We start from the raw sequence: 19,389 nt of genomic DNA, 5'->3' as shown, positions 1-19,389 counted from the left end.
TACCTACAGTTAAGGATAATTAAGATATTGTTTGAGCAAGTAGCGTTTCAAAATGGCTGCTTGCTTTTTTGTTTGCTTCTTCTAATACATGAGCGTATATGTTCATGGTTGTTTGTATATCGCTATGTCCTAAACGTTCTGATATGACTTTTAAATTTTCACCTCGCGTTAATAAATAGGTAGCATGAGTGGAACGTAGCCCATGTAACTTAATGTGGCGTAATCTGTGCTTTTTGGTGAAGTATTGCCACCTGCTGCTAGCCTTTTCTGGTGTAAGTGGTTTACCGGTCCATGTTGAGAATAAGAAGAAATGTTCTTCACCTTCCCATAGATCACCACAGGCAATGCGTTTTTCAGCACAGTATTTTTTATATTGTTTTAACTTAGCCGTAAAAGCAGGAGGGATAGAAATAGCCCTTTTCGATTTGCTCGTTTTAGGCTCTTTTAATAGTATCTCTTTGCCTGCTCTTACAACTGTTTGTTGGATATGAATCATATCATTATCAAAATCAATATGTCCCCATTCTAAGCCTAATAGCTCGCCTCTACGCATACCAGTAACAATAGCTAATTGGAATAGCATTTTATTCATTTCTTCCTCTTGTTCCGTTAAAGCCAAAATCTTAATGATTTCTTTTTGGTCGTAAGGCTGCATTTCTTGTTTCTTTCCTTTTAATTTTGAAACACCATCCATAGGGTTCTTTTTAATAAATCCCCATTCGCAAGCTTTTTTAAATAGCATTTTAACTCTTGTATGAATGGAATTAATTGTAGTGGTTGCTAAGCCTTTAGTTGGTAAATTCTCATGGAATAAAGTAACTAAATGAATTGTTTTTATATCCTCCACCTTTTTATGACCAAATGTAGGTATGACATGCGTATTTAATATATGAATGTAATTAGACACTGTTGTCTTTTGTAAATTCGTTTTTGCATACTTTTGTATCCATTCTTCAATAAAGTCTTTAAATAGCATCTTTTGGGGCTGTATATATTCACCTGCTTCTATTTCAGCAATAAACAAAGCGAGTTCCTTTTCAGCTTGCCGTTTATTTTTTGCAATAGCCATTCTCGAACGTCTGATAGGATTACCTTTTTCATTATATCCAACTGTTACACGCATACGCCAATTAGTACCATGCTTTTCGAGAGAGCCTTTCATTAATCATTCACTCCTCTGTATTTTTCTTTTTTACTTTATTTCTATTATAAGCAGTTTCACAGCTACTTCTCTTTCTAAAAGGCAAAGGGGGACAGAAGCGTCGGCTTTCGTGAGCTGCTTCGAAGTAATGTCCACAGTGTTCACATTTTCGTAATACTGTGTCTTGTAATAAAGATTTTGTCATTTGAAAATAAGCAACATCAAAGAGGTTTGTAAACTGTACAATTGGTATTATTTCTGGTTTTTCATTAACTGTCTCGATGATTAACTTTTGAGATATTCTATTTTGTTTATTTAGAAAGAAGATAAGGGTTTTCTTTTCCAAAAGTATAAGTTCTTCATTGTTTTGAATATTTATTGTAGGGTGGTATTTACTTTTAAAAAATTGTAATTGATTAATGTCTTTAGTTTTTACTGCTAAAAATAATGAAAAAATATATCTGTAAATCGTTAATTCTATAAATAAGTCTCTTAATTGTACAGAACGAAAAAGAATGTTTTTCGAATCGTATAAAGCTGTAATTTTATATATTCCAGATCCTGTAGGCAACCCATAAACTTTAATGAATCGTTTTAATTCTTTTAAATCCCATATTTTTAGCTTGGGAAGTTCAGTGAAAAGTGAGTTCCCCTCATTGAAGGGATTGTAGAATTTTATGTCTTCTTTAATGAGTTCAGGTTTTGCAACAATTTCAGGATGACCAGCCTCCGCAAAAACTTTTTGTATATCATCAGAAGGTTTTCTAAAATGTAGTTCATGTAGCATACTTTTTAATTTATGCGTAGATACTTTATAAAAATTTGCCCAATTTGAAAAATCTTCATCTAAGCAAAATGTGTTGATTATTTCAAGCGAAGGATTATTTAGAGCCCTATTTCTTTCTGTGTCACGACGAAATCCTTCTGGGATATTCTCAATATTTGAGAAGTAGTCCGAAGTATTAGCGATTATATCTTCAGTTGATAGTAATGAATATTCATTACATACCATTACATTTTCTTCTAAACCACTTATGGTTAAAAAGTTTTTTTCCATGTCATTTTCTCCTCGCGTATTATAGGTTGTTTACGTATTCTTTCTACTTTTTGTCGATTTATTTCTGCATTTGTTATATTTTTATCTTCATAAAAGGCAGAGTTCATTAATGTGAATGACATAAAAATAATTAATTAACGGAAACTTTATGTCATTTTAAGTTTGACACCTGTATGGCTATTAGGTATTCTATAAACAAATGATAGCAATGATAATGACTTAAAACAATACTTTTAATGTTGAATTGTGTCATTAAATAAAAAGAGGTGTTGTAAATGAAATCGAATCAAGATATTAGAATGGCTATTGCGGAGGCAGGAGTGAAGTATTGGCAGGTGGGAGAAGTGGTTGGAGTATCTCCAAATACATTTACCGTGTGGCTAAGAAAAGAACTTTCAAAAGAAAAGAAAGAAATGGTTTTTCAAGCTATTGAAAAGGCTAAAAAAGAATATTTATAAGGGGGATGAGGACATGGAGCGTACTACACTAACGGCCAAAGAAGCAGCTACATATTTGGGGATATCCTTGGATTTAGTTTACAAAGAAAGTATATATGGATCATTACCATGTGTTCGCATAGGAAGGAGGAAACTATTTAGGAAAGAAACTTTCGATCGCTGGATGACCAATAAAGAATTACAGTGCTTAGAGGGGGGACAGGCTACAAATGTATGAAATGAAAGGAAGGTTGAGTGTGATAGATCAATTGACTGTAATAAACGAACAGCAAACATTATCTATTATTAACAAAAACGGACAACTTTTAGTCGACAGTCGTGATGTTGCTGAAATGGTTGGAAAACAACATTCGCATTTGTTAAGAGATATTAAGGGATATATAAAGATTATGGCGGACAATCCAAAATTGGATAGTCATCAATTCTTTATTAACAGTACATATCTAAACAATCAAAACAAAGCGCAACCTTGCTATCTCTTAACGCGTAAAGGTTGTGACATGATAGCTAACAAATTGACAGGTGAAAAGGGTGTGCTGTTTACAGCTACATATGTTATGCGTTTTGAGGAAATGGAAGAACAATTAACAAATAAGCAATTTAAAGTACCAACTACCTTTGCGGAGGCTTTACGATTAGCAGCTGACTTAGCTGAACAGAATGAGAAGTTAACAACTGAGAATAAAGAGTTGAAACCAAAAGGTGAATACTTTGATGAACTTGTAGAACGTAATTTGCTTACAGGTTTTCGAGAGACAGCAAAGGAATTTGGCATGAAACCGAAACGATTTGTTAACTGGTTATTAGAGAGAGGATATGTATATAGGGATGCAAAAAAGAAGTTGCAACCTTATGCGAGATATGTACCTTCTTTGTTTGGGGTTAAAGAGAGTAAAGGGGATCGATGGTCCGGTACACAAACATTGATAACGCCAAAAGGAAGAGATAAGTTTAGAAGGTTGTTACAACAAAACGAGGTGGTTTAAAAGTATATATTATTAACCGTAGGTCAATTAATTCCTGCCAAAATGATGATAGAAATAAAAAATCCATATGAAAGCGCCAACTCTCATATGGACCACAAGAAATATTAAAACCAAATTGATTCTATCACAACTTATTAATAAATAGTACAGGAGGATGGCTTAAAACCACCTATAAAATACGGAATATTATGTAAATAACAGCGGTTAACTCATGAATTGAGCGTAACCGCTATTTTTTAACCGTTATTTTCGCTTGAATCGTCTGGAATGTATTCAATTAGATCAGACGGCTGGCAATTGAAGTATGCACATAGCCTATCGATAACAGATAAGGATACATACTCGTTTTTGTTCAACTTAGCCATAGTAGATGAAGAAAATCCGAGTTCATTTCTTAAAACTGTTTTGTTTGTGTTTTTATCAATCATCAATTTAAGCAGTGGTTTGTAACTAATCATAATGATTAATCCTTTCTGAAAATAATCTTTATGAGTATATTATAAAACAAAATATTTGAGAAAGTAAATAAAATAATTGACAAATAAAATAAAAGTGTATTAACATTTGTTTAGGAAGTCGAACGTTATATCTCTGATGTGAAACAAAATGTTTTTTATGATAAAGGTGTGATATGAATGATATCCATTGAGCAGATAAAAGAGAACATCTCCATTATTGAAGCTTTAGAGCAATACACTCATGTAAAAGTACCTAATCCGAATCGCAGAAGTATTAGCGTAAGATGCCCGTTTCATTCTGATGGCAGTCCATCAATGGTGATCTATCCAAACACAAATACATTTAAATGTTTTACAGGTTGTAATGATGGACGTGTAGGCGATGTTATAGATGTTGTTCGTTTGGTACATCACGTAAATGTTAAAGAGGCTCTCGAGATACTTGCGAAGGATTTTGGCTTGCAGAATCCTACAGCAGAAGAGCAACAAAAAATGTACCAAAAAAGGAAACGTAAAAAGGAAAATACAGCAGCAGCAGCTTTTCTTAATAAAAAGGTAATCGAACAGATTAATAATCTAAATAATCTTTCGGAAGCTATTCGTAAAAGAATGCAGTCCGTTAAGACAATAGGGGATTTAGAACAGGTAGGGGATATGTATCACTTGTTACCACAAATAGAATACTGGCTCGATTGCTTGGTTGATGATAGCGAGTATGTAAAGATAACAACTTTAGAAGAAACAAACCGCTTATTTAAGAGGTTAGAAGGAAGTGGGTACAATGAACGAAAAATCTGTTGAGGCGCTTAGAACAGCTCTTGGAGATGAGGGAATAGCTGCTGCTACAGGATTTACCTTTTCAAAAGGGACAGGGGATGCACTTGTAGCGGCAGAAGCACAGCAAGGTAATAATTCAGCAGGAGAATGGGGAGAAATCAATCCCTTTGATGAATATGAGGTACCTTCCTTCCCTGTGGAAGTATTCCCAAAATGGTTAAGGGATTATATAGAAGATGTAGCAGAACACACACAGACGCCTGCTGATATGTCTTGTATGATGGCTTTATCTGTCTTATCGGTTGTTCTGGCTAAAAAATATACTATTCAACCAAGTAGAGGCTGGTATGAGCCGTTAAATACATATCTAATCACGTTTATGCCACCGAGTAATAGGAAATCGAGTGTGTTTAAGGCATTTACGTTTCCGTTATTGGAGCATGAGAGTGAAGAAAATGAAAGAAGACGTGTTGATGTAGAGCAAAGTAAACATGAGAGAGAAGTATTGGAACGATTGGTGGAAGATTTGAAAAAAGAATGGGTTAAAGCTAAACAAACTCAATCAGAAGAGGATGCAGCTGCTGTACAAGGTGAGTTAAATGCCATGGTTGAAGAGATGGAGAAGATAGAGAGCATTCACCATGTAAGGTACTTTACAGATGATGTAACGCCAGAGCAGTTAGTAACACTTATGCTCAATAACTCGGGGCGTATGGCTGTGTTATCGGCAGAAGGAGGCTTCTTTGACTTAATTAAAGGCAGATACTCCAGCAATACAAATATAGATGTTTACCTAAAGGGATTTAGCCAAGATCAAATAACAGTAGATCGTAGAGGGAGAACAGAGAAAGTAGATGATCCCCATTTAACAGTCGGACTGTTTGCACAGTTAGATGTTATTAAGCATTTACCAGAGTACTTCTATAACCGTGGTTTAATGGCACGTTTTCTTTATACAGTTCCTAAAAGTTTTATCGGATACCGAAAGATAGAAACAGAAGATATAAGGGAGGACGTTCAACAAAGGTATAGCAGACAAATTAAGAAATTGTTAACTCTAAGATGTGAAAATGTTTCTTTATCTTTAAGTGAAGAAGCGAGGCTGCTATTCAATGGCTATCGTATGCAGATGGAACAACGTATGGGAGACGGTAGTGACTTATCTTATGGGCATTTTCAATCTTGGGCAGGGAAACTACCTGGGCAAGTAGCCCGAATTATGGCGCTTATCCATATAGCGCACCATGTCAATCAGGAGACTATACCAACTGAAATAGAAGAGAGGATAGTGCAAGGTGGATTATATATATCACAATACTTTATAGAGCATATGATGGCTACTTTTGGTTTGTTGAGTGCAGGGAGTTCAGAAGAAGATGCTAAGTATCTTTGGAAGGTTATATTAAATCAAGGTAAAGAGATTATTGCTTATAGAGATATTCAATTACTTGTTATAAAACGTTTCAAGAAGGCAGAACACCTAAAGAGAACGCTAAATGAATTGAGCGAAAGGAATTATGTAAAAGAGTATAAAGAGGGTCGAAAAACCTTTATCGCAATAAACCCTATTTTATTAAATTCCTAAAATGTTACCTACATTGCCTACAATTAAGGAAGAATCATTGATGTTACTGGATTTGTAGTGTAGGTAATGTAGGTACCGTATCTACATTTAAGGTAAACGTGAAACTCCTTGTCTACCAAGGTGTTGAATGAAATGTAGGTAATGTAGGTAAGAAGTCTTAAAGAAAAACCTTTGTAGCAATAAACCCTATTTTATTAAATTCCTAAAATGTTACCCACACTACCCACAATCAAGGAAGAACCATTGATGTTACTGAGTTTGTAGTGTAGGTATACATCATCCACAGTTATCCACACTTACCACATTTAAGAAAGAAATGCTGTTCCCCGGTAATGTGGGTACGTAATCTAAAATAATCTTTTTATAAATTGGAGGAGATAAAAATGAAAACTACTCGTGTACCGGATCCAAATAAAGCGAAAGAAAGAGATGAGAAGGCGAAAAAGGAGGGCTATGTGATAGCTATTAGCGGAAGGATGTATACATTAACATTCAGTAAGACAAGCTGCCTATATATCGATCATATAGACGGTTTTTGGACAGCGTGGAGGGAAACACATTGGAATAGCCAGAGAAGTGCTCCACATACAAGATTAATAGCTAAGGCAGTTACATTTGATTATCTATTAATGAGAGTAGAAGATTACTTGAAGTTTATTGAGGATATGAAAAGCAAAGGTGCAGATTCATAAGCAGTGATGTTAAATGGCAAGCAAATCAATATCTAATAAGTTATTAGAAAATGTATTTATCGCATGTCGCTGTTACATGTGGGAGTTACATCAGAGTTTGTATATTCGTATTGCAAAGGATGGGTTTTGGATAGATAACCCACATACAAATGAATTTAACTCATTTGTAGAGTGTATAGCATGTTTTAAACAGGCTAATTGTATGCATTTATGGAGTTTGTTATTAATGCGGTTAATCAGTTAGAAGCGGTAGAACAGGAATTGTTATTTGAGCGTTATTTCTGGGAAGTAAGTTATAAGTCAGATACAGCGCACGGAAATGCTTTAGGACTGCCTAAGCATCGATATAAGAGAAAAATAAACATATGTCGAGAGAAGATGATAGAACTTTTGGGGATAGAAGGAATAAAACTAAATATTCCTGAAGGGGCTAAGGAGTGGTAAAGGTACATTTAGAAATTGAAAAGAGAGTAAGTGCTGGCACACCTACTCTCTGCAAATTATCAACGAAAGGACGTTGATTTCATGTTTAAAGTTATTCGTATTTTACTATGCATGACATTTATTGTAAATATGTATTCTGGTTTCAAGTATGACAAAGGTTTGGAGATTGCTAGTTTCATAACAATGATGTTGGTTTTAGCTATGTATTATATCGTAGGCCGTCATTGTGAACTTAATAATATTGAATAGGGGAGATAAGTATGTTAACAAAAGAGGAAAAAACAGAACAATTACTATTACTTGCAAATAAAACTCGGTTAGTTAGTGATCTATCACATATAGCATTGAATTTAATGGATGATGAAAATTATACAAGAGAGGAGGCTGCAAAAGCCTTAATTGAAATTGTCGATAATGAAATTTCTTGTATGCCTACTATAAGTTAGTAGGTATAAATTAAAAGGAGATCAGATGTGTCAGCGGGATAGAAATGAATGAAAACAAGAGCAGAGCACTGTTAATAGGTTTGAAGAGAAGGCATGGGAATATCTCGTGTCTTTGTTTTATATGTAGGTACTTGAAAATACTTAACGGTAACTACAGGGAGGGAGCATATAAATGTTTTGTATTATACAAGAGATTGAGACAAAAAAAGAATCTGTTAGCTATACATATGAGGGGTTAGAAGTGACAGAGGGGACTTCTTATGATGGTCAGGTTATTTATGGGTATAAAAGTACTGGGGAGCGTTTTAAAAGACCAATTAAGAAGGCTTATAAGATAAGTATTCATCACAGCTACAGGGAGCTGGGGAAAGTTAAAAAGAAACAGTGGGTTATAACTACCATGGGATATTATACTTTATTAGAATATTGGCCTGGAGATTGTATTATACAAACGAAATTAAATGAAAAGTTAGTTGATATGGGGATTACAGAGCAGGAACTATGGAATATGGTTTATGTGAAGTTACAGCCGATCATTGATAGGGTACAAGCCGAATATGAGCAGACGGAAGAATATAAAGCAAAACAGGAGCAAAGAGAGATTCTTGAGGGATATCGTACAAAGCAAGCTACCTTTGATAAACAATATGGACAAGGCTCATATGATCGTTGCTATGACATTTATGGTGTATTAAGGAATAAAGAGTATAAAGAGCAGCTGCAAGATGAATATGCAGCAAAACAGGAATATCAACAACGTAGTTACGAAGAAAGTTTTAAGCGTAACTACAATAGGTCGAATAGCGGTAGTTACCAAACATCTTCATCCAGTAACTACACAGAGGAAGAAAGGAAGCAGCTTAAGAAATTCTATCGAGTATTAGCAAGAGAATTTCATCCAGATATAAATAAGGATAGCGGCAAGGCTATGGTACTTGTGAATCGTTTAAAGGAGCAGTGGGGATTGTAAAGTATTATTGAGGATGACGAACGGCGTATTAAAAAGTAATCGTTCAGAATGATTACAATTATTGGAGCTAGGATTTGCAAACATGATCCCCTGTATTCAGTTTTGGTATAAAATATAATGAAAAGAGGGGGAATGAGTATGAACGACAAGCAAAAGGCTATTGAATATGTAATGAATTTTCTGCAAGACAAAACTAAAAAAACGTTATTGGTAAAAGGTTATGATGATGATGCTAAATTGAAGGTAGTGTTTTATTGTTTGAATAAGGAGTTTAGCAAGGGGATTATAAGAACAAGTGATATGTCTGATATCTCAGGGTTTATTAATAGAGCTTGGAATAAAAACTTATTACCTTATAATGTTACATCAACAGCTAATTATAAATTAGGACGAATGATTATTAAGATAAGCAGTTACAAATCCCATACAAAATCTAACCCTAAAGGTAATAAAAATACTTTCACGGTATTTCATCCTGTTCAATCTGTATTGAATAATACTGAAAAGTATAATGAATTTTTAAATGAAATTAGAGATACCGCATCACGGAAAGTAGTGCTAATTACTACAAATGATCAAATTATAGAGGAATGGGATATTGAAAACCATGTGGATGAGGTATTTTGGTATGATGTTGAGAATGATAACCCAGAACTCATGTCAACTATGAGGGATAACGGGGTAATATAATATACAAAAAGCATTTACCCAGTAGGGTGAGTGCTTTTTTACTTTTCTTAAAACCATTCAAAAGTAACCTGATGAGTAATATTCAGTTTGTACTAAATAATGTACCTCAGTTGTATTTATGGGCTGGATAGCAAACGGACATTGAAAGATTCTTGATACAGATAAGGTGTTTTAATGGTATGTATCATTAATCAGCGGTCAATTGAAGGCTGTACAAATAGCAATTGAAATAAAAAATCCATTTTATTATAACTTATAATTTTTTTGTCATATAACACAACCTCACAAAACTTAACTTTTTCATATAAGATAAGCACATTGTATTTGGAAGTTTTTTTAATGGCGATGGTTGTATTCATCAAAATTGATAAGTCTACACGTAAATTGATTTATAAAGTGAGGGCTGGTTAAATTTGACTTGCCTTATATAAGAACCTAACAAAACCAGACGTTTTATTTAATAGCAGAATAAATTAACGATGTAAAAAAAGGGTTACTTAGAAAGTCTATATTTTAAGGTTATATGTAATGTGGTGTGGCATAAGAAAGGCTCCTAATTCTGTGTAGGAGCCTTTCTTATGTATATAGTTTTTATATTGTTACGTTTTGTCCATTAAACCATGTTTGAACTTTTTCCCAGGTAACAGATCCAACAGGTTGGCCACTAACGGTACTAATTTGATAATACTCAGGGTCAACATTAGCTAAAATATTTGAAAAATCTTTTTCTGGATGGCTGAGATACTGATGTAATAGCCAAGCGTTATTAAAGACTATTCTTGTTCTTTCTTGCATCCACATGACCATAAATAGGTCCCATGGGATTTCAATAAGTTGTTCATTGGGGAGTGCTTCAGCATCTTTAGAAAATGCTAATAATTTAGAATAATAACCTTCTTCTGATCTGAAAAATGATTGAATACGATCTATTTCCATAATCATTACTTCAGCTAATTTCATAATGGGGGATTTTTTATAACTCTTCGTTTTGATATCGTAATCTAGTAGTTCCCCACTGGAAATTAGCTCTTTGATTGCTTCAGATTTAAACGCTTTTGTATTTAAACCATGTACACCTATTGTAGCAAATCTCCTTACTTCTTTAGCAGGGAACCTTTGTCCTATTGGATGTTTGACTTCCGAAAAAGCCCTGAGCAAAGGAGAAAGTGCATATGGAAAAGCGTTTCCGGTAGTGGTGTAATCATCAAAACATGCTCTGATATTTTCTTGTAACTCCTCTAAAGCCAAAGTTCGAAGAATTTCCATACGTCTATTTGTTTCTATATTCATGGTCATGGACATTACATCGATTATGTCAGAAAAACGGGAGAATCTCGACACCCATGTACCTTTAGGGTAACTTTGATCCTGTTTCTGTGCTTTAATATAATCTTCATCTTTTGTGATTTCATCAATGAATGTTGTGGTAAATTCAATATCTTCCATAGTCCCTGATTTATTTATACCTTGTGATCGTTTATATTCATTAATGATGGACCAAACATCAGATCTAATAAACGTGAGAAGTGAGATATCTCCTGTTTGTTCGAATTTATTTCTAGCATATCTAAATTCTTCTTGTGTGATAGTACTTATTCCGTCTTTATACCAACTACCCCTTTTGTTACCGATTAGAAGTATGTAGTATTGGGATTTATCAATTAACTCGAAGCATTGTTCGAAGTTAGATTTGTTAGGATTCACAGGGAAAGTCGTTGTTTCTGACATATATACCCTATATCCACTTTTCTCCAAATAATAACCAAGTGCGCTTCGCAAATCTGCAAAGTCACTAATAGTAGAACTAATAAATACAGTAGGACGATTATCATGGTTAAACAATTTGGGTGTCCCTCCTCATTAGATATTTCAGGAAAATAATACCTACTATAAATTTATCTCTTTTATAAAATTAGTGCAATTATTACCTAACGAAACTCAAAATTTAATATAAGCAATAAAATATATTATTTTTACTTACATTTAATAGTGTTTTATAGCTATACCTCATGAGGAGTATTAGGTAAAACTAAAGTTCTGCCCGCTCTATCAAGAAAGTGGATTTAACCCACCACAATTATTAAATAAATATAGGTATGGGCCTAAGAAATCCTAAGTTTTACTAAAGTGTATGTTCTAAAAGCGATACGTTTAAACTTGGAATGATCTATAACGTGAGGAGAGCACAAAATTGCCCCGTCCTATATAAGAGCTTAACAAAACCAGACATTTCTATATACATGCTCACAAATGCTAACTTTTTATATAAATAGCAGATAAACAACATGCGCTGAATGATAAAATTTCTTATCCGTTTGAAGGATACGTGTCACTCATCGTTTTTGACGAGTGACTTTGATACACATTTAAATGATTTAATTAAACCTGATGGGTTTGAGCCATTGGGTTACAGTCGGTTTAATCGACCATAATAACTCTGTGTCTGCTAGCATCAATTTTACTCTTTATTGTTTTTAAAGGCGAGGTCGATATTATCTACCTTATACTTTGGGGTGATTAGTCATTGACGGCGGATTAAAGAAAGTTACTCAGCCGAAAATCTGGTTAAGTAACTTTTATATAACTACATATCTGCTGCAGATATTAAGAAATGTTAAGGTTTTAAATGTTATTCATTTTACGGTGTACATTCCCAATTTGTAAAGAAAATACCGAACGCCCTATTGGGTTTACAAAACAAACTCAAATATAGTTTAGTGGGCATAAAGCGTTGATACTACCGGGATTCAAAGGTAATGCCCCTTTTTGCAATAGTAACGTTACCAATAGAGCATTCTATTGAATTTACAAAACAAACTCAACTCAACCTAATACATTAGAAATGTCTATTAGTCCTTATATACTGCACCTTTGCAATTTAGTACTGCATACAATTTTATGGAGTACTGCACCCTTTTTACGGAGTATTACATTGAATTTACGAAACAAACGAACTCAATTATTTATTCATTGGAAGGATTGATAGCTCAGAAAGGAAGGAATAGATAAGAACAATAGTTTAATTGGTTAAGTAAATTTGATTTATATGGATGATAAGGATATGGCAGATTATATAAGGATTTTATGCATATAGGAAAAGGAACGTTATAAGCTAACGTTCCTTTAGATTTTATAAAATAAATTAATAGTCTAACTTGGCAACGGTAAAAACTTCTAAGTTACTGTGCTCATAATCAGTTAACATGTCTTTCACTTTTTTTGGAGTCCATGCATGATCATTATCTGGGAAACTTAAAGTAAAAGACATCCCATAATAATCGGAGAATACTAATATGTTGGATCCAAAGGTTCTTAAAGAAGTTTTGTTTTTAAAATACGTAAGATATTCATCGACTATATCGTAAGAGTTTGTTGTTTTTAAATAGGGATCCTTCAGTTCTTTGAGGATTAAAGTGACATGAAATTCTTTATCTTTATTAATCCCATCTTTAGATTCAAAATTTAGTTCGTCAATTGTATTTTTAAAATAACTATCGATATATGATTTGAAAACCTCATGTTTATTGATATAAGAGGTCTCTTTTTGTGAGTCTATTTGTTTATAGGAATTATCAATGACAGCGTGCATTTTTGTTAATTCATTTTTTATTTCAGTTTTAGACGTTACTACTTCATTTTTTACAACGTTAATACCTTCAACTTTATGGCTAATTAACGTAAGGAGATTTTGCGTTTCTTGATTTTGGATACCAGATTGATAGGATTGTACAAAAGCATAAAGAATTGCAATAATTGCTAGTAATATTGATACAATACTTGAAGCAAAAGATATTTGTTCCATTATAAAGCTATATTCTATGACATGTTTGTTTAGATATAGTCCTGTCATAGTAATTGAAAATAAGACTAAGTTAATTAAAATAAATATAAAACATAAATCTCTTCTTCTCAAAATCATTTCCCCCGGATAAAATAATAATTTTAATTTATGATACCAAATTTAATTAAATAAGAAGTAATAACTATCGGTGAGAAGGGAAATCAAAAAGAGGGTAAGTGAATATACCCTCTTTTATCAATATTAATGTGTTTTTGAATTATCTATAACTATTCGTTTTACGTAACCATTTCCCAAGTTGATTACCTTTGAGTTATTTTCAAGGTTAACTGCTTGTTTGGCTTTTAATCTACTTTTAACAGTATCATTAAGGAATGGATTGGCTAAATGTTCTCTCGATACAGTTTTGATTCCTACACTAATCTTTTTCATTTAACCAATCCTCCTTTTATATTAATTACGTGTGGTTAGAAATCATTTTTGCTATTATATTATATGCTTCAGCTTGCGAAGTGATGCTTGTGTGTTTAAAAGCGTGAATTTGCTGGGTTTTACCAGATGTCTTTAATACTTTCTCGCCTTTAGTAAACCAATCCTGCCCGTTAAAGGATAAAATTATACTATCTTTAGTTTTTTCTTTCTCCAGAGACCAAACTTCTGTTCTTGATTTGTTATCAATAGTGTATTCCCAATCTAAATTTTTGTCAATTTTTGATAAAGCATTTATTGTTATGAGAAGATTTTGTGGTCTTTTGTCTGGATCCGGCTCCATCATATCATTAATAACTTTGGTAAGTGACTTTGGTATATGTGGTAAGTAAAATTTTCGATTTGGAAAAGTTCCTTTTTTTACAGCATCATCAAATGCATCCATAGAGTGATATTGAGTTAGTTGTTGTCTGAACACACTATTACCATTGCACATTCTATATAAGGTAATGCCTGATTGGTATATATCAGCGTGAAGAGTCAGATCTTGCTGCGTTATGGATTCAGGTGTTTGCTGTGGCATATATGTCATTTCAGGACTAGCAGTAGCATCAATATCAATATATTTGGCTAATCCAAAGTCGGTTATTAAGGCTCGATTGGAGTCATTGATTAATATGTTAGTAGGTTTTACATCAAAATGGATAAGACCTTGTGTATGAATGAAATGTAGACCTAATAAAAAGTCTAAAGAATATTGAATAATCTCACGAACGGTTAAAGATTTTTGCTTCATAAGAGAATTGATAGATCCATTCTTATAATGTGGCATAGCAATATACACATGATCTTCTTCTGATGAAGCATAATTGATTTCAACAATATTAGGGTGTGGATAGTTATACAAAATGTGAGCTTCTTTAAAGTATTCATCTACTCTCATACTATCTTTCTTTATTCGTTTTACAACCAATTCAGCGTTTAATTGTGGGTCGTGTACGAGATGAACATTGGAATTCTTTCCTTCCTGTCCAATTTCTTTTATCTGTTTAAAATTAAGTTTTGTTGTTACTAATAATGACAATCAATTCACCTGCTTTTTAAAACAAAGTGGCAAGGCCTGTTAAAATGGCTTCTCTTTGTTCTTTTTTATATTGAAACCAATTTGGTATTTCCAAAGGATTTTGTTCACCATCAAGTACAGCCTTTATTTCTTGAGGTTTCGATTCTAATCTTTTGGCAATCGAGCTGATATACCCTTCAAAGTAATTTTCAACTGAAGAATTAGCTAAAAGTTCCAGTATTACACCTTCTATATTTAAGCGGAAAGGAGTTGTCTTTTGTGCATTTCCCTCGTATACTTTCATACCAGCTTTTGTAATGCCATACTCTTGTATAATAGAGATAATTGTAGTACGAATAAAAGAAAGGGACCTTGGTACATCTAAAGCTTTAGGTACATGTATGCTATCAACTGTTAAGATATTTATTGCAACATTTGATTCAATAACGGAAAAATATATGCATTTTGGGGCAACCCTTATACCTAATGTTCTCATTTAGAACCTCCAAAAAACTAATCAAAATTTTATATGAATAGGTTAAAATTGTTAAAATTCAACATTACAAAATTTTAACATCGTTATTTAACGAATGTAAATACTTTCTTTTTTATGTGGTGTTATATCGATTAAATTATGGGGCAGAATTGGGGCAGAACGTCGCAATTTTGTATCCTAATGGAACAGTTTAGAAAGGGTATTGAACGCCAAGAATCCTGTAACAATAAGGGGTAAAGATGTTGTCTCCTGTTATAACGGTTTAAAAGCATCGTATAACGTGGATGATTCCATAAACAATAAAAGAAATAAACTTTGAATTTTTCAGATTATGGTGTATGATGGGAAAGTATTGAAAATTAAATCAGTGATAAACTAGGGGTGCCTAACGTATGCGTAGGCTGAGAGAGAAGCGCGTGAACTTCTTAACCCTTTGGACCTGATCTGGCTCGTACCAGCGTAGGGAAGTTAACGGCTTTACATAATGATGTCTTTATGAGCCAGGTCCTTATTTTTCTATGGACCTGGCTCTTTTTATTTTGGCATGCGCTGGCCATATCTCGTCCTTGTCACGAACAGGGGGGCAATAAAGTTTATGAAACAATCTGTTTCAGCTGAGCAAATTGAATTGAAATCGAGTTTACCAGGGAGTAAGAAAGTATATGTGGATGGATCACGAGAAGGTATGAAAGTCCCGATGCGTGAGATTGAACAAAGCGAAACGAATGGCGTTCCAAATCCGCCAATTCGTGTGTATGATACGAGCGGTCCTTATACAGATCCTGCGTATAAGGTCGAGTTGGAAAAAGGTATTCCAACGCCGCGCCACTCTTGGATTATGGGGCGTGGTGATGTAGAAGCATACGAAGGGCGTGAAGTGAAACCAGAGGATGACGGTGTGAAAGTGGCTTCGAAACATACACCTGTTTTCCCGCAAATGGATCGTAAGCCGCTTAGAGCAAAGGAAGGTGCAAATGTTACGCAAATGCACTATGCACGTAATGGCATTATTACGTCTGAGATGGAATACGTTGCGATTCGTGAAGGGGTAGAGCCGGAGTTTGTTCGTAAGGAAATCGCAGAAGGCCGCGCTATTTTACCGGCGAATATTAATCATCCAGAAGCTGAACCGATGATCATCGGGCGTAACTTCCATGTGAAGGTAAACGCGAATATCGGAAACTCAGCTGTATCTTCTTCGATTGCAGAAGAAGTAGAGAAAATGACGTGGGCAACGCGCTGGGGTGCAGATACGATTATGGATTTATCTACAGGTAAAAATATTCATACGACGCGTGAGTGGATTATTCGTAACGCACCTGTACCAGTTGGAACTGTACCAATCTATCAAGCGCTGGAAAAAGTAAACGGAATTGCAGAAGATTTAACGTGGGAAGTATATCGTGATACGTTAATTGAGCAGGCGGAGCAAGGCGTTGATTACTTTACGATTCACGCTGGTGTATTGCTTCGTTACATTCCAATCACGGCAAAGCGTACGACAGGTATCGTTTCACGTGGTGGTTCGATTATGGCACAGTGGTGTTTATTCCATCATAAAGAAAACTTCCTATATACTCACTTTGAAGAGATTTGTGAAATTATGAAGCAGTACGATGTTTCGTTCTCTCTTGGAGATGGATTACGTCCAGGGTCTATTGCAGATGCAAATGACGAAGCACAGTTTTCTGAGCTTGAAACACTTGGTGAATTAACCAAAATTGCTTGGAAACATGATGTGCAAGTTATGATCGAAGGACCTGGACATGTACCGATGCACTTAATTAAAGAGAATATGGAGAAAGAGCTTGATATTTGTCAGGGCGCGCCGTTTTACACACTTGGGCCGTTAACGACAGATATTGCACCAGGTTATGACCATATTACATCAGCGATTGGAGCTGCGATGATTGGCTGGTTTGGAACGGCGATGCTTTGTTATGTAACGCCGAAAGAACATTTAGGTTTGCCAAACAAAGATGATGTACGCACGGGTGTTATTACGTACAAAATTGCAGCGCATGCGGCTGATCTTGCGAAAGGACATAAAACGGCTCATCAGCGTGATGATGCACTTTCAAAAGCACGCTTCGAATTCCGTTGGCGCGATCAATTTAATTTATCTTTAGATCCTGAACGTGCGATGGAATATCACGATGAAACGTTGCCTGCAGAAGGGGCAAAGACAGCTCACTTCTGTTCAATGTGTGGACCGAAGTTTTGTAGTATGAGAATTTCACATGATATTCGTGAATATGCAAAAGAAAATGATTTAGAAACGACAGAAGCAATTGAAAAAGGAATGAAAGAGAAAGCAGAAGAATTTAAAGAAGCTGGTAGTCATTTATATCAATAACACGTTACACCTCTTTACTTGATTGATCACACTGTAGTACCTAACTTTATTATAGAAGAAGCCCCATTTGCTAAGACGGTAGCAAAATGGGGCTTCTGTTGTTTAGAGGGCAAAGAAGAGATGTACCCAGTAGAATAAGAGGAATAGTGTGACGACTGTTGTGAGCGGGATAACGATAAGGGATACACTTAAATAGTCTTTCCATTTTACTTTAATTTTGTTTTGTTTCAGAATATACATCCAAATGAGTGAAGCTAGTGTACCAATTGGTAGTAATAGTGAACCGATGTCACTACCAATGATGTTTGCAAGATAGATTGTTTTTAATGTGACTGGATCTAATCCCATTTCTGTTAATGTGATTGTACCAATCATAAGGGCAGGATGGTTATTGAAGACGTTAGAGAGGATGGATACAAGTCCGTCCATCGCAAAGCTAGCATAAAGTAGATGCTGATTCACAACTGGCTCGAGCCATTGTACAAGTGCAGCTGTTAATCCTGCGTTGTGGAGTCCGTAAATAATGACGTACATAGAGAAGGCGAAAATTAAAATGTGCCACGGTGTTTTTTTCAGAATGTCGACAGGATTTGTTCGTAAGTAGTACCATCTCCAAATGAGAAGAACGAGTGAACCAAGTACCGCAACGATTTCAATTGGGATGGATAAGAAGGATGCAACGAATAGAAGGCAGCGCATAAGGAAGACGAAGCCTAATACTTTTAACATGAATCTTGTCCGTTTTTGTTTCGTATCAACAGAATTATTTCCTTTTAGTGGATGGAAGTTTTTCGTGAAGAAAATTTCTTCAATATCATATGAAGAAACAGGTAATTTTTTCGGAAGTTTTTTCTTCAAAACTGTATACATGAGCCATGACATAAATAATAAGCCTAGTGTTGCAGGTACAAACATCATAGCGGTATGCATATAAAGAGTCATATTAACGATATTTAATGCAATTAAGTTTACGATATTACTTACACCAATTGGTGCACTAGACGCAGTAGCGATTAAAGCGCCACTTAATAAATAAGGAATTTGTTGGTGTGGTTTTAATTGAAGGTTTTTTAGAAGGAGAATTAAAATGGGAGTTGTAATTAAAATACTGCCGTCGTTATTAAATAAAAGAGTCATAAGAAAACATAATAATTGAATATACCAGTATAGACGGCGGCCAGAACCTTTCGCTAGATTTGCCAGTTTCGCTGCGGACCAATGGAAGAAGCCGAAGCTTTCTAATATAACTGCCATAACTATGGTCGCTAATATTGTTATGGAGGCTCCTCCTATTTTACTAACAATATCTATGACGTCTGGTTTTGACACAAGTCCAGTAATTAGGATAATGCCAGCACCGATTGCCGCTGGCCACGCCTCATTTAAACCTCGAGGCCGCCAAAAGATAACAATCATTGTTAAGAAAAATACAATAATAGTAATCCATATTTCAATGCTCATATTTTGCCTACCTTTCTATTTTCCCTTAAACAGATGTAGCTTGTCTCAAGTTTATATTGGTAGTATATTCAGCAAAAAATA

20 protein-coding genes and 1 riboswitch are annotated in these 19,389 nt (G+C 34.5%); of the genes, 11 read left to right on the top strand and 9 right to left on the bottom strand.

Going from position 1 to position 19,389, the window contains the following annotated elements; all coding sequences use genetic code 11:
* Positions 1 to 19: 19 nt before the first annotated feature.
* Together BAQ53_RS24775 and BAQ53_RS24770 are read right to left on the bottom strand one after the other, a co-directional pair.
* On the bottom strand, positions 20 to 1,162 hold the full coding sequence (locus tag BAQ53_RS24775) for a tyrosine-type recombinase/integrase (RefSeq protein ID WP_208906357.1): 1,143 nt from the start codon (positions 1,160 to 1,162) through the stop codon (positions 20 to 22).
* Positions 1,163 to 1,169: 7 nt separating this feature from the next.
* On the bottom strand, positions 1,170 to 2,198 hold the full coding sequence (locus BAQ53_RS24770; protein ID WP_208906356.1) for a DUF6076 domain-containing protein: 1,029 nt from the start codon (positions 2,196 to 2,198) through the stop codon (positions 1,170 to 1,172).
* A 275-nt stretch (positions 2,199 to 2,473) separates the two neighbouring features.
* Here BAQ53_RS24770 and BAQ53_RS24765 point away from each other — a divergent pair, with 275 nt between their 5' ends.
* Genes BAQ53_RS24765 through BAQ53_RS24755 form a run of 3 tightly spaced genes read left to right on the top strand, consistent with a single transcriptional unit; the run spans position 2,474 to position 3,642 of the window.
* Entirely contained in the window at positions 2,474 to 2,656 is a 183-nt protein-coding gene (locus BAQ53_RS24765; protein ID WP_208906355.1) for a hypothetical protein, read from the top strand.
* Positions 2,657 to 2,669: 13 nt separating this feature from the next.
* On the top strand, positions 2,670 to 2,873 hold the full coding sequence (locus BAQ53_RS24760) for an excisionase family DNA-binding protein (protein WP_208906354.1): 204 nt from the start codon (positions 2,670 to 2,672) through the stop codon (positions 2,871 to 2,873).
* A 19-nt stretch (positions 2,874 to 2,892) separates the two neighbouring features.
* Positions 2,893 to 3,642, top strand: a complete 750-nt coding sequence (locus tag BAQ53_RS24755; RefSeq protein ID WP_244161463.1) for a Rha family transcriptional regulator — start codon at positions 2,893 to 2,895, stop codon at positions 3,640 to 3,642.
* A 236-nt stretch (positions 3,643 to 3,878) separates the two neighbouring features.
* Here BAQ53_RS24755 and BAQ53_RS24750 read toward each other — a convergent pair whose 3' ends face one another.
* Positions 3,879 to 4,100 (bottom strand): helix-turn-helix domain-containing protein, encoded by a 222-nt coding sequence (locus BAQ53_RS24750; RefSeq protein ID WP_208906352.1) that lies wholly within the window; start codon positions 4,098 to 4,100, stop codon positions 3,879 to 3,881.
* A 177-nt stretch (positions 4,101 to 4,277) separates the two neighbouring features.
* Here BAQ53_RS24750 and BAQ53_RS24745 point away from each other — a divergent pair, with 177 nt between their 5' ends.
* The 7 genes from BAQ53_RS24745 to BAQ53_RS24715 all read left to right on the top strand — a co-directional run bounded on the left by BAQ53_RS24745 (position 4,278) and on the right by BAQ53_RS24715 (position 9,704).
* Positions 4,278 to 4,901 carry a CHC2 zinc finger domain-containing protein gene (locus BAQ53_RS24745; protein ID WP_208906351.1) on the top strand — a complete coding sequence of 208 codons (624 nt, stop codon included), beginning with the start codon at positions 4,278 to 4,280 and terminating at the stop codon, positions 4,899 to 4,901.
* The gene (locus BAQ53_RS24740) at positions 4,882 to 6,462 is read left to right on the top strand and encodes a YfjI family protein (RefSeq protein ID WP_208906350.1); all 1,581 of its coding nucleotides are present in this window, start codon (positions 4,882 to 4,884) and stop codon (positions 6,460 to 6,462) included. Before BAQ53_RS24745 ends, BAQ53_RS24740 begins: the two co-directional genes overlap by 20 nt.
* 383 nt (positions 6,463 to 6,845) lie before the next feature.
* Positions 6,846 to 7,154, top strand: coding sequence for a hypothetical protein (locus BAQ53_RS24735; RefSeq protein WP_208906349.1), 309 nt, complete (start codon positions 6,846 to 6,848; stop codon positions 7,152 to 7,154).
* 210 nt (positions 7,155 to 7,364) lie between these two features.
* On the top strand, positions 7,365 to 7,598 hold the full coding sequence (locus BAQ53_RS24730) for a hypothetical protein (protein WP_208906348.1): 234 nt from the start codon (positions 7,365 to 7,367) through the stop codon (positions 7,596 to 7,598).
* Between the two features lie 260 nt (positions 7,599 to 7,858).
* Entirely contained in the window at positions 7,859 to 8,044 is a 186-nt protein-coding gene (locus BAQ53_RS24725) for a hypothetical protein (RefSeq protein WP_208906347.1), read from the top strand.
* A gap of 172 nt (positions 8,045 to 8,216) precedes the next feature.
* A complete protein-coding gene (locus BAQ53_RS24720) occupies positions 8,217 to 9,014 on the top strand; it encodes a hypothetical protein (RefSeq protein ID WP_208906346.1) in 798 nt (265 codons plus the stop codon).
* 138 nt (positions 9,015 to 9,152) lie between these two features.
* Positions 9,153 to 9,704 (top strand): hypothetical protein, encoded by a 552-nt coding sequence (locus tag BAQ53_RS24715; protein ID WP_208906345.1) that lies wholly within the window; start codon positions 9,153 to 9,155, stop codon positions 9,702 to 9,704.
* A gap of 591 nt (positions 9,705 to 10,295) precedes the next feature.
* On the opposite strand, the gene BAQ53_RS24710 is transcribed toward BAQ53_RS24715, so the two are convergent.
* The 5 genes from BAQ53_RS24710 to BAQ53_RS24690 form a co-directional block, all read right to left on the bottom strand.
* Positions 10,296 to 11,546: a DUF4062 domain-containing protein gene (locus BAQ53_RS24710; protein ID WP_208906344.1), complete on the bottom strand. Its 1,251-nt coding sequence runs from the start codon at positions 11,544 to 11,546 to the stop codon at positions 10,296 to 10,298.
* 1,300 nt (positions 11,547 to 12,846) lie between these two features.
* The gene (locus BAQ53_RS24705; protein ID WP_208906343.1) at positions 12,847 to 13,617 is read right to left on the bottom strand and encodes a hypothetical protein; all 771 of its coding nucleotides are present in this window, start codon (positions 13,615 to 13,617) and stop codon (positions 12,847 to 12,849) included.
* A gap of 129 nt (positions 13,618 to 13,746) precedes the next feature.
* On the bottom strand, positions 13,747 to 13,935 hold the full coding sequence (locus BAQ53_RS24700; RefSeq protein WP_208906342.1) for a hypothetical protein: 189 nt from the start codon (positions 13,933 to 13,935) through the stop codon (positions 13,747 to 13,749).
* Positions 13,936 to 13,960: 25 nt separating this feature from the next.
* On the bottom strand, positions 13,961 to 15,016 hold the full coding sequence (locus BAQ53_RS24695; RefSeq protein ID WP_208906341.1) for a serine/threonine-protein kinase: 1,056 nt from the start codon (positions 15,014 to 15,016) through the stop codon (positions 13,961 to 13,963).
* A 16-nt stretch (positions 15,017 to 15,032) separates the two neighbouring features.
* Positions 15,033 to 15,491: a hypothetical protein gene (locus BAQ53_RS24690; protein ID WP_208906340.1), complete on the bottom strand. Its 459-nt coding sequence runs from the start codon at positions 15,489 to 15,491 to the stop codon at positions 15,033 to 15,035.
* Positions 15,492 to 15,858: 367 nt separating this feature from the next.
* Positions 15,859 to 15,974, top strand: a riboswitch (TPP riboswitch).
* A gap of 112 nt (positions 15,975 to 16,086) precedes the next feature.
* Here BAQ53_RS24690 and thiC point away from each other — a divergent pair.
* Positions 16,087 to 17,847: a phosphomethylpyrimidine synthase ThiC gene (thiC, locus tag BAQ53_RS24685; protein ID WP_208906339.1), complete on the top strand. Its 1,761-nt coding sequence runs from the start codon at positions 16,087 to 16,089 to the stop codon at positions 17,845 to 17,847.
* A 102-nt stretch (positions 17,848 to 17,949) separates the two neighbouring features.
* On the opposite strand, the gene BAQ53_RS24680 is transcribed toward thiC, so the two are convergent.
* Positions 17,950 to 19,308: an arsenic transporter gene (locus BAQ53_RS24680; RefSeq protein WP_208906338.1), complete on the bottom strand. Its 1,359-nt coding sequence runs from the start codon at positions 19,306 to 19,308 to the stop codon at positions 17,950 to 17,952.
* Positions 19,309 to 19,389: the final 81 nt, after the last annotated feature.

Origin of the sequence: Bacillus sp. B25(2016b) (genome assembly GCF_001679765.1) — a bacterium.
GTDB lineage: Bacteria > Bacillota > Bacilli > Bacillales > Bacillaceae_G > Bacillus_A > Bacillus_A thuringiensis_K.
The sequence above is the reverse complement of the archived record's forward strand: the minus strand, read 5'-3'. Positions and strand labels throughout refer to the sequence as shown.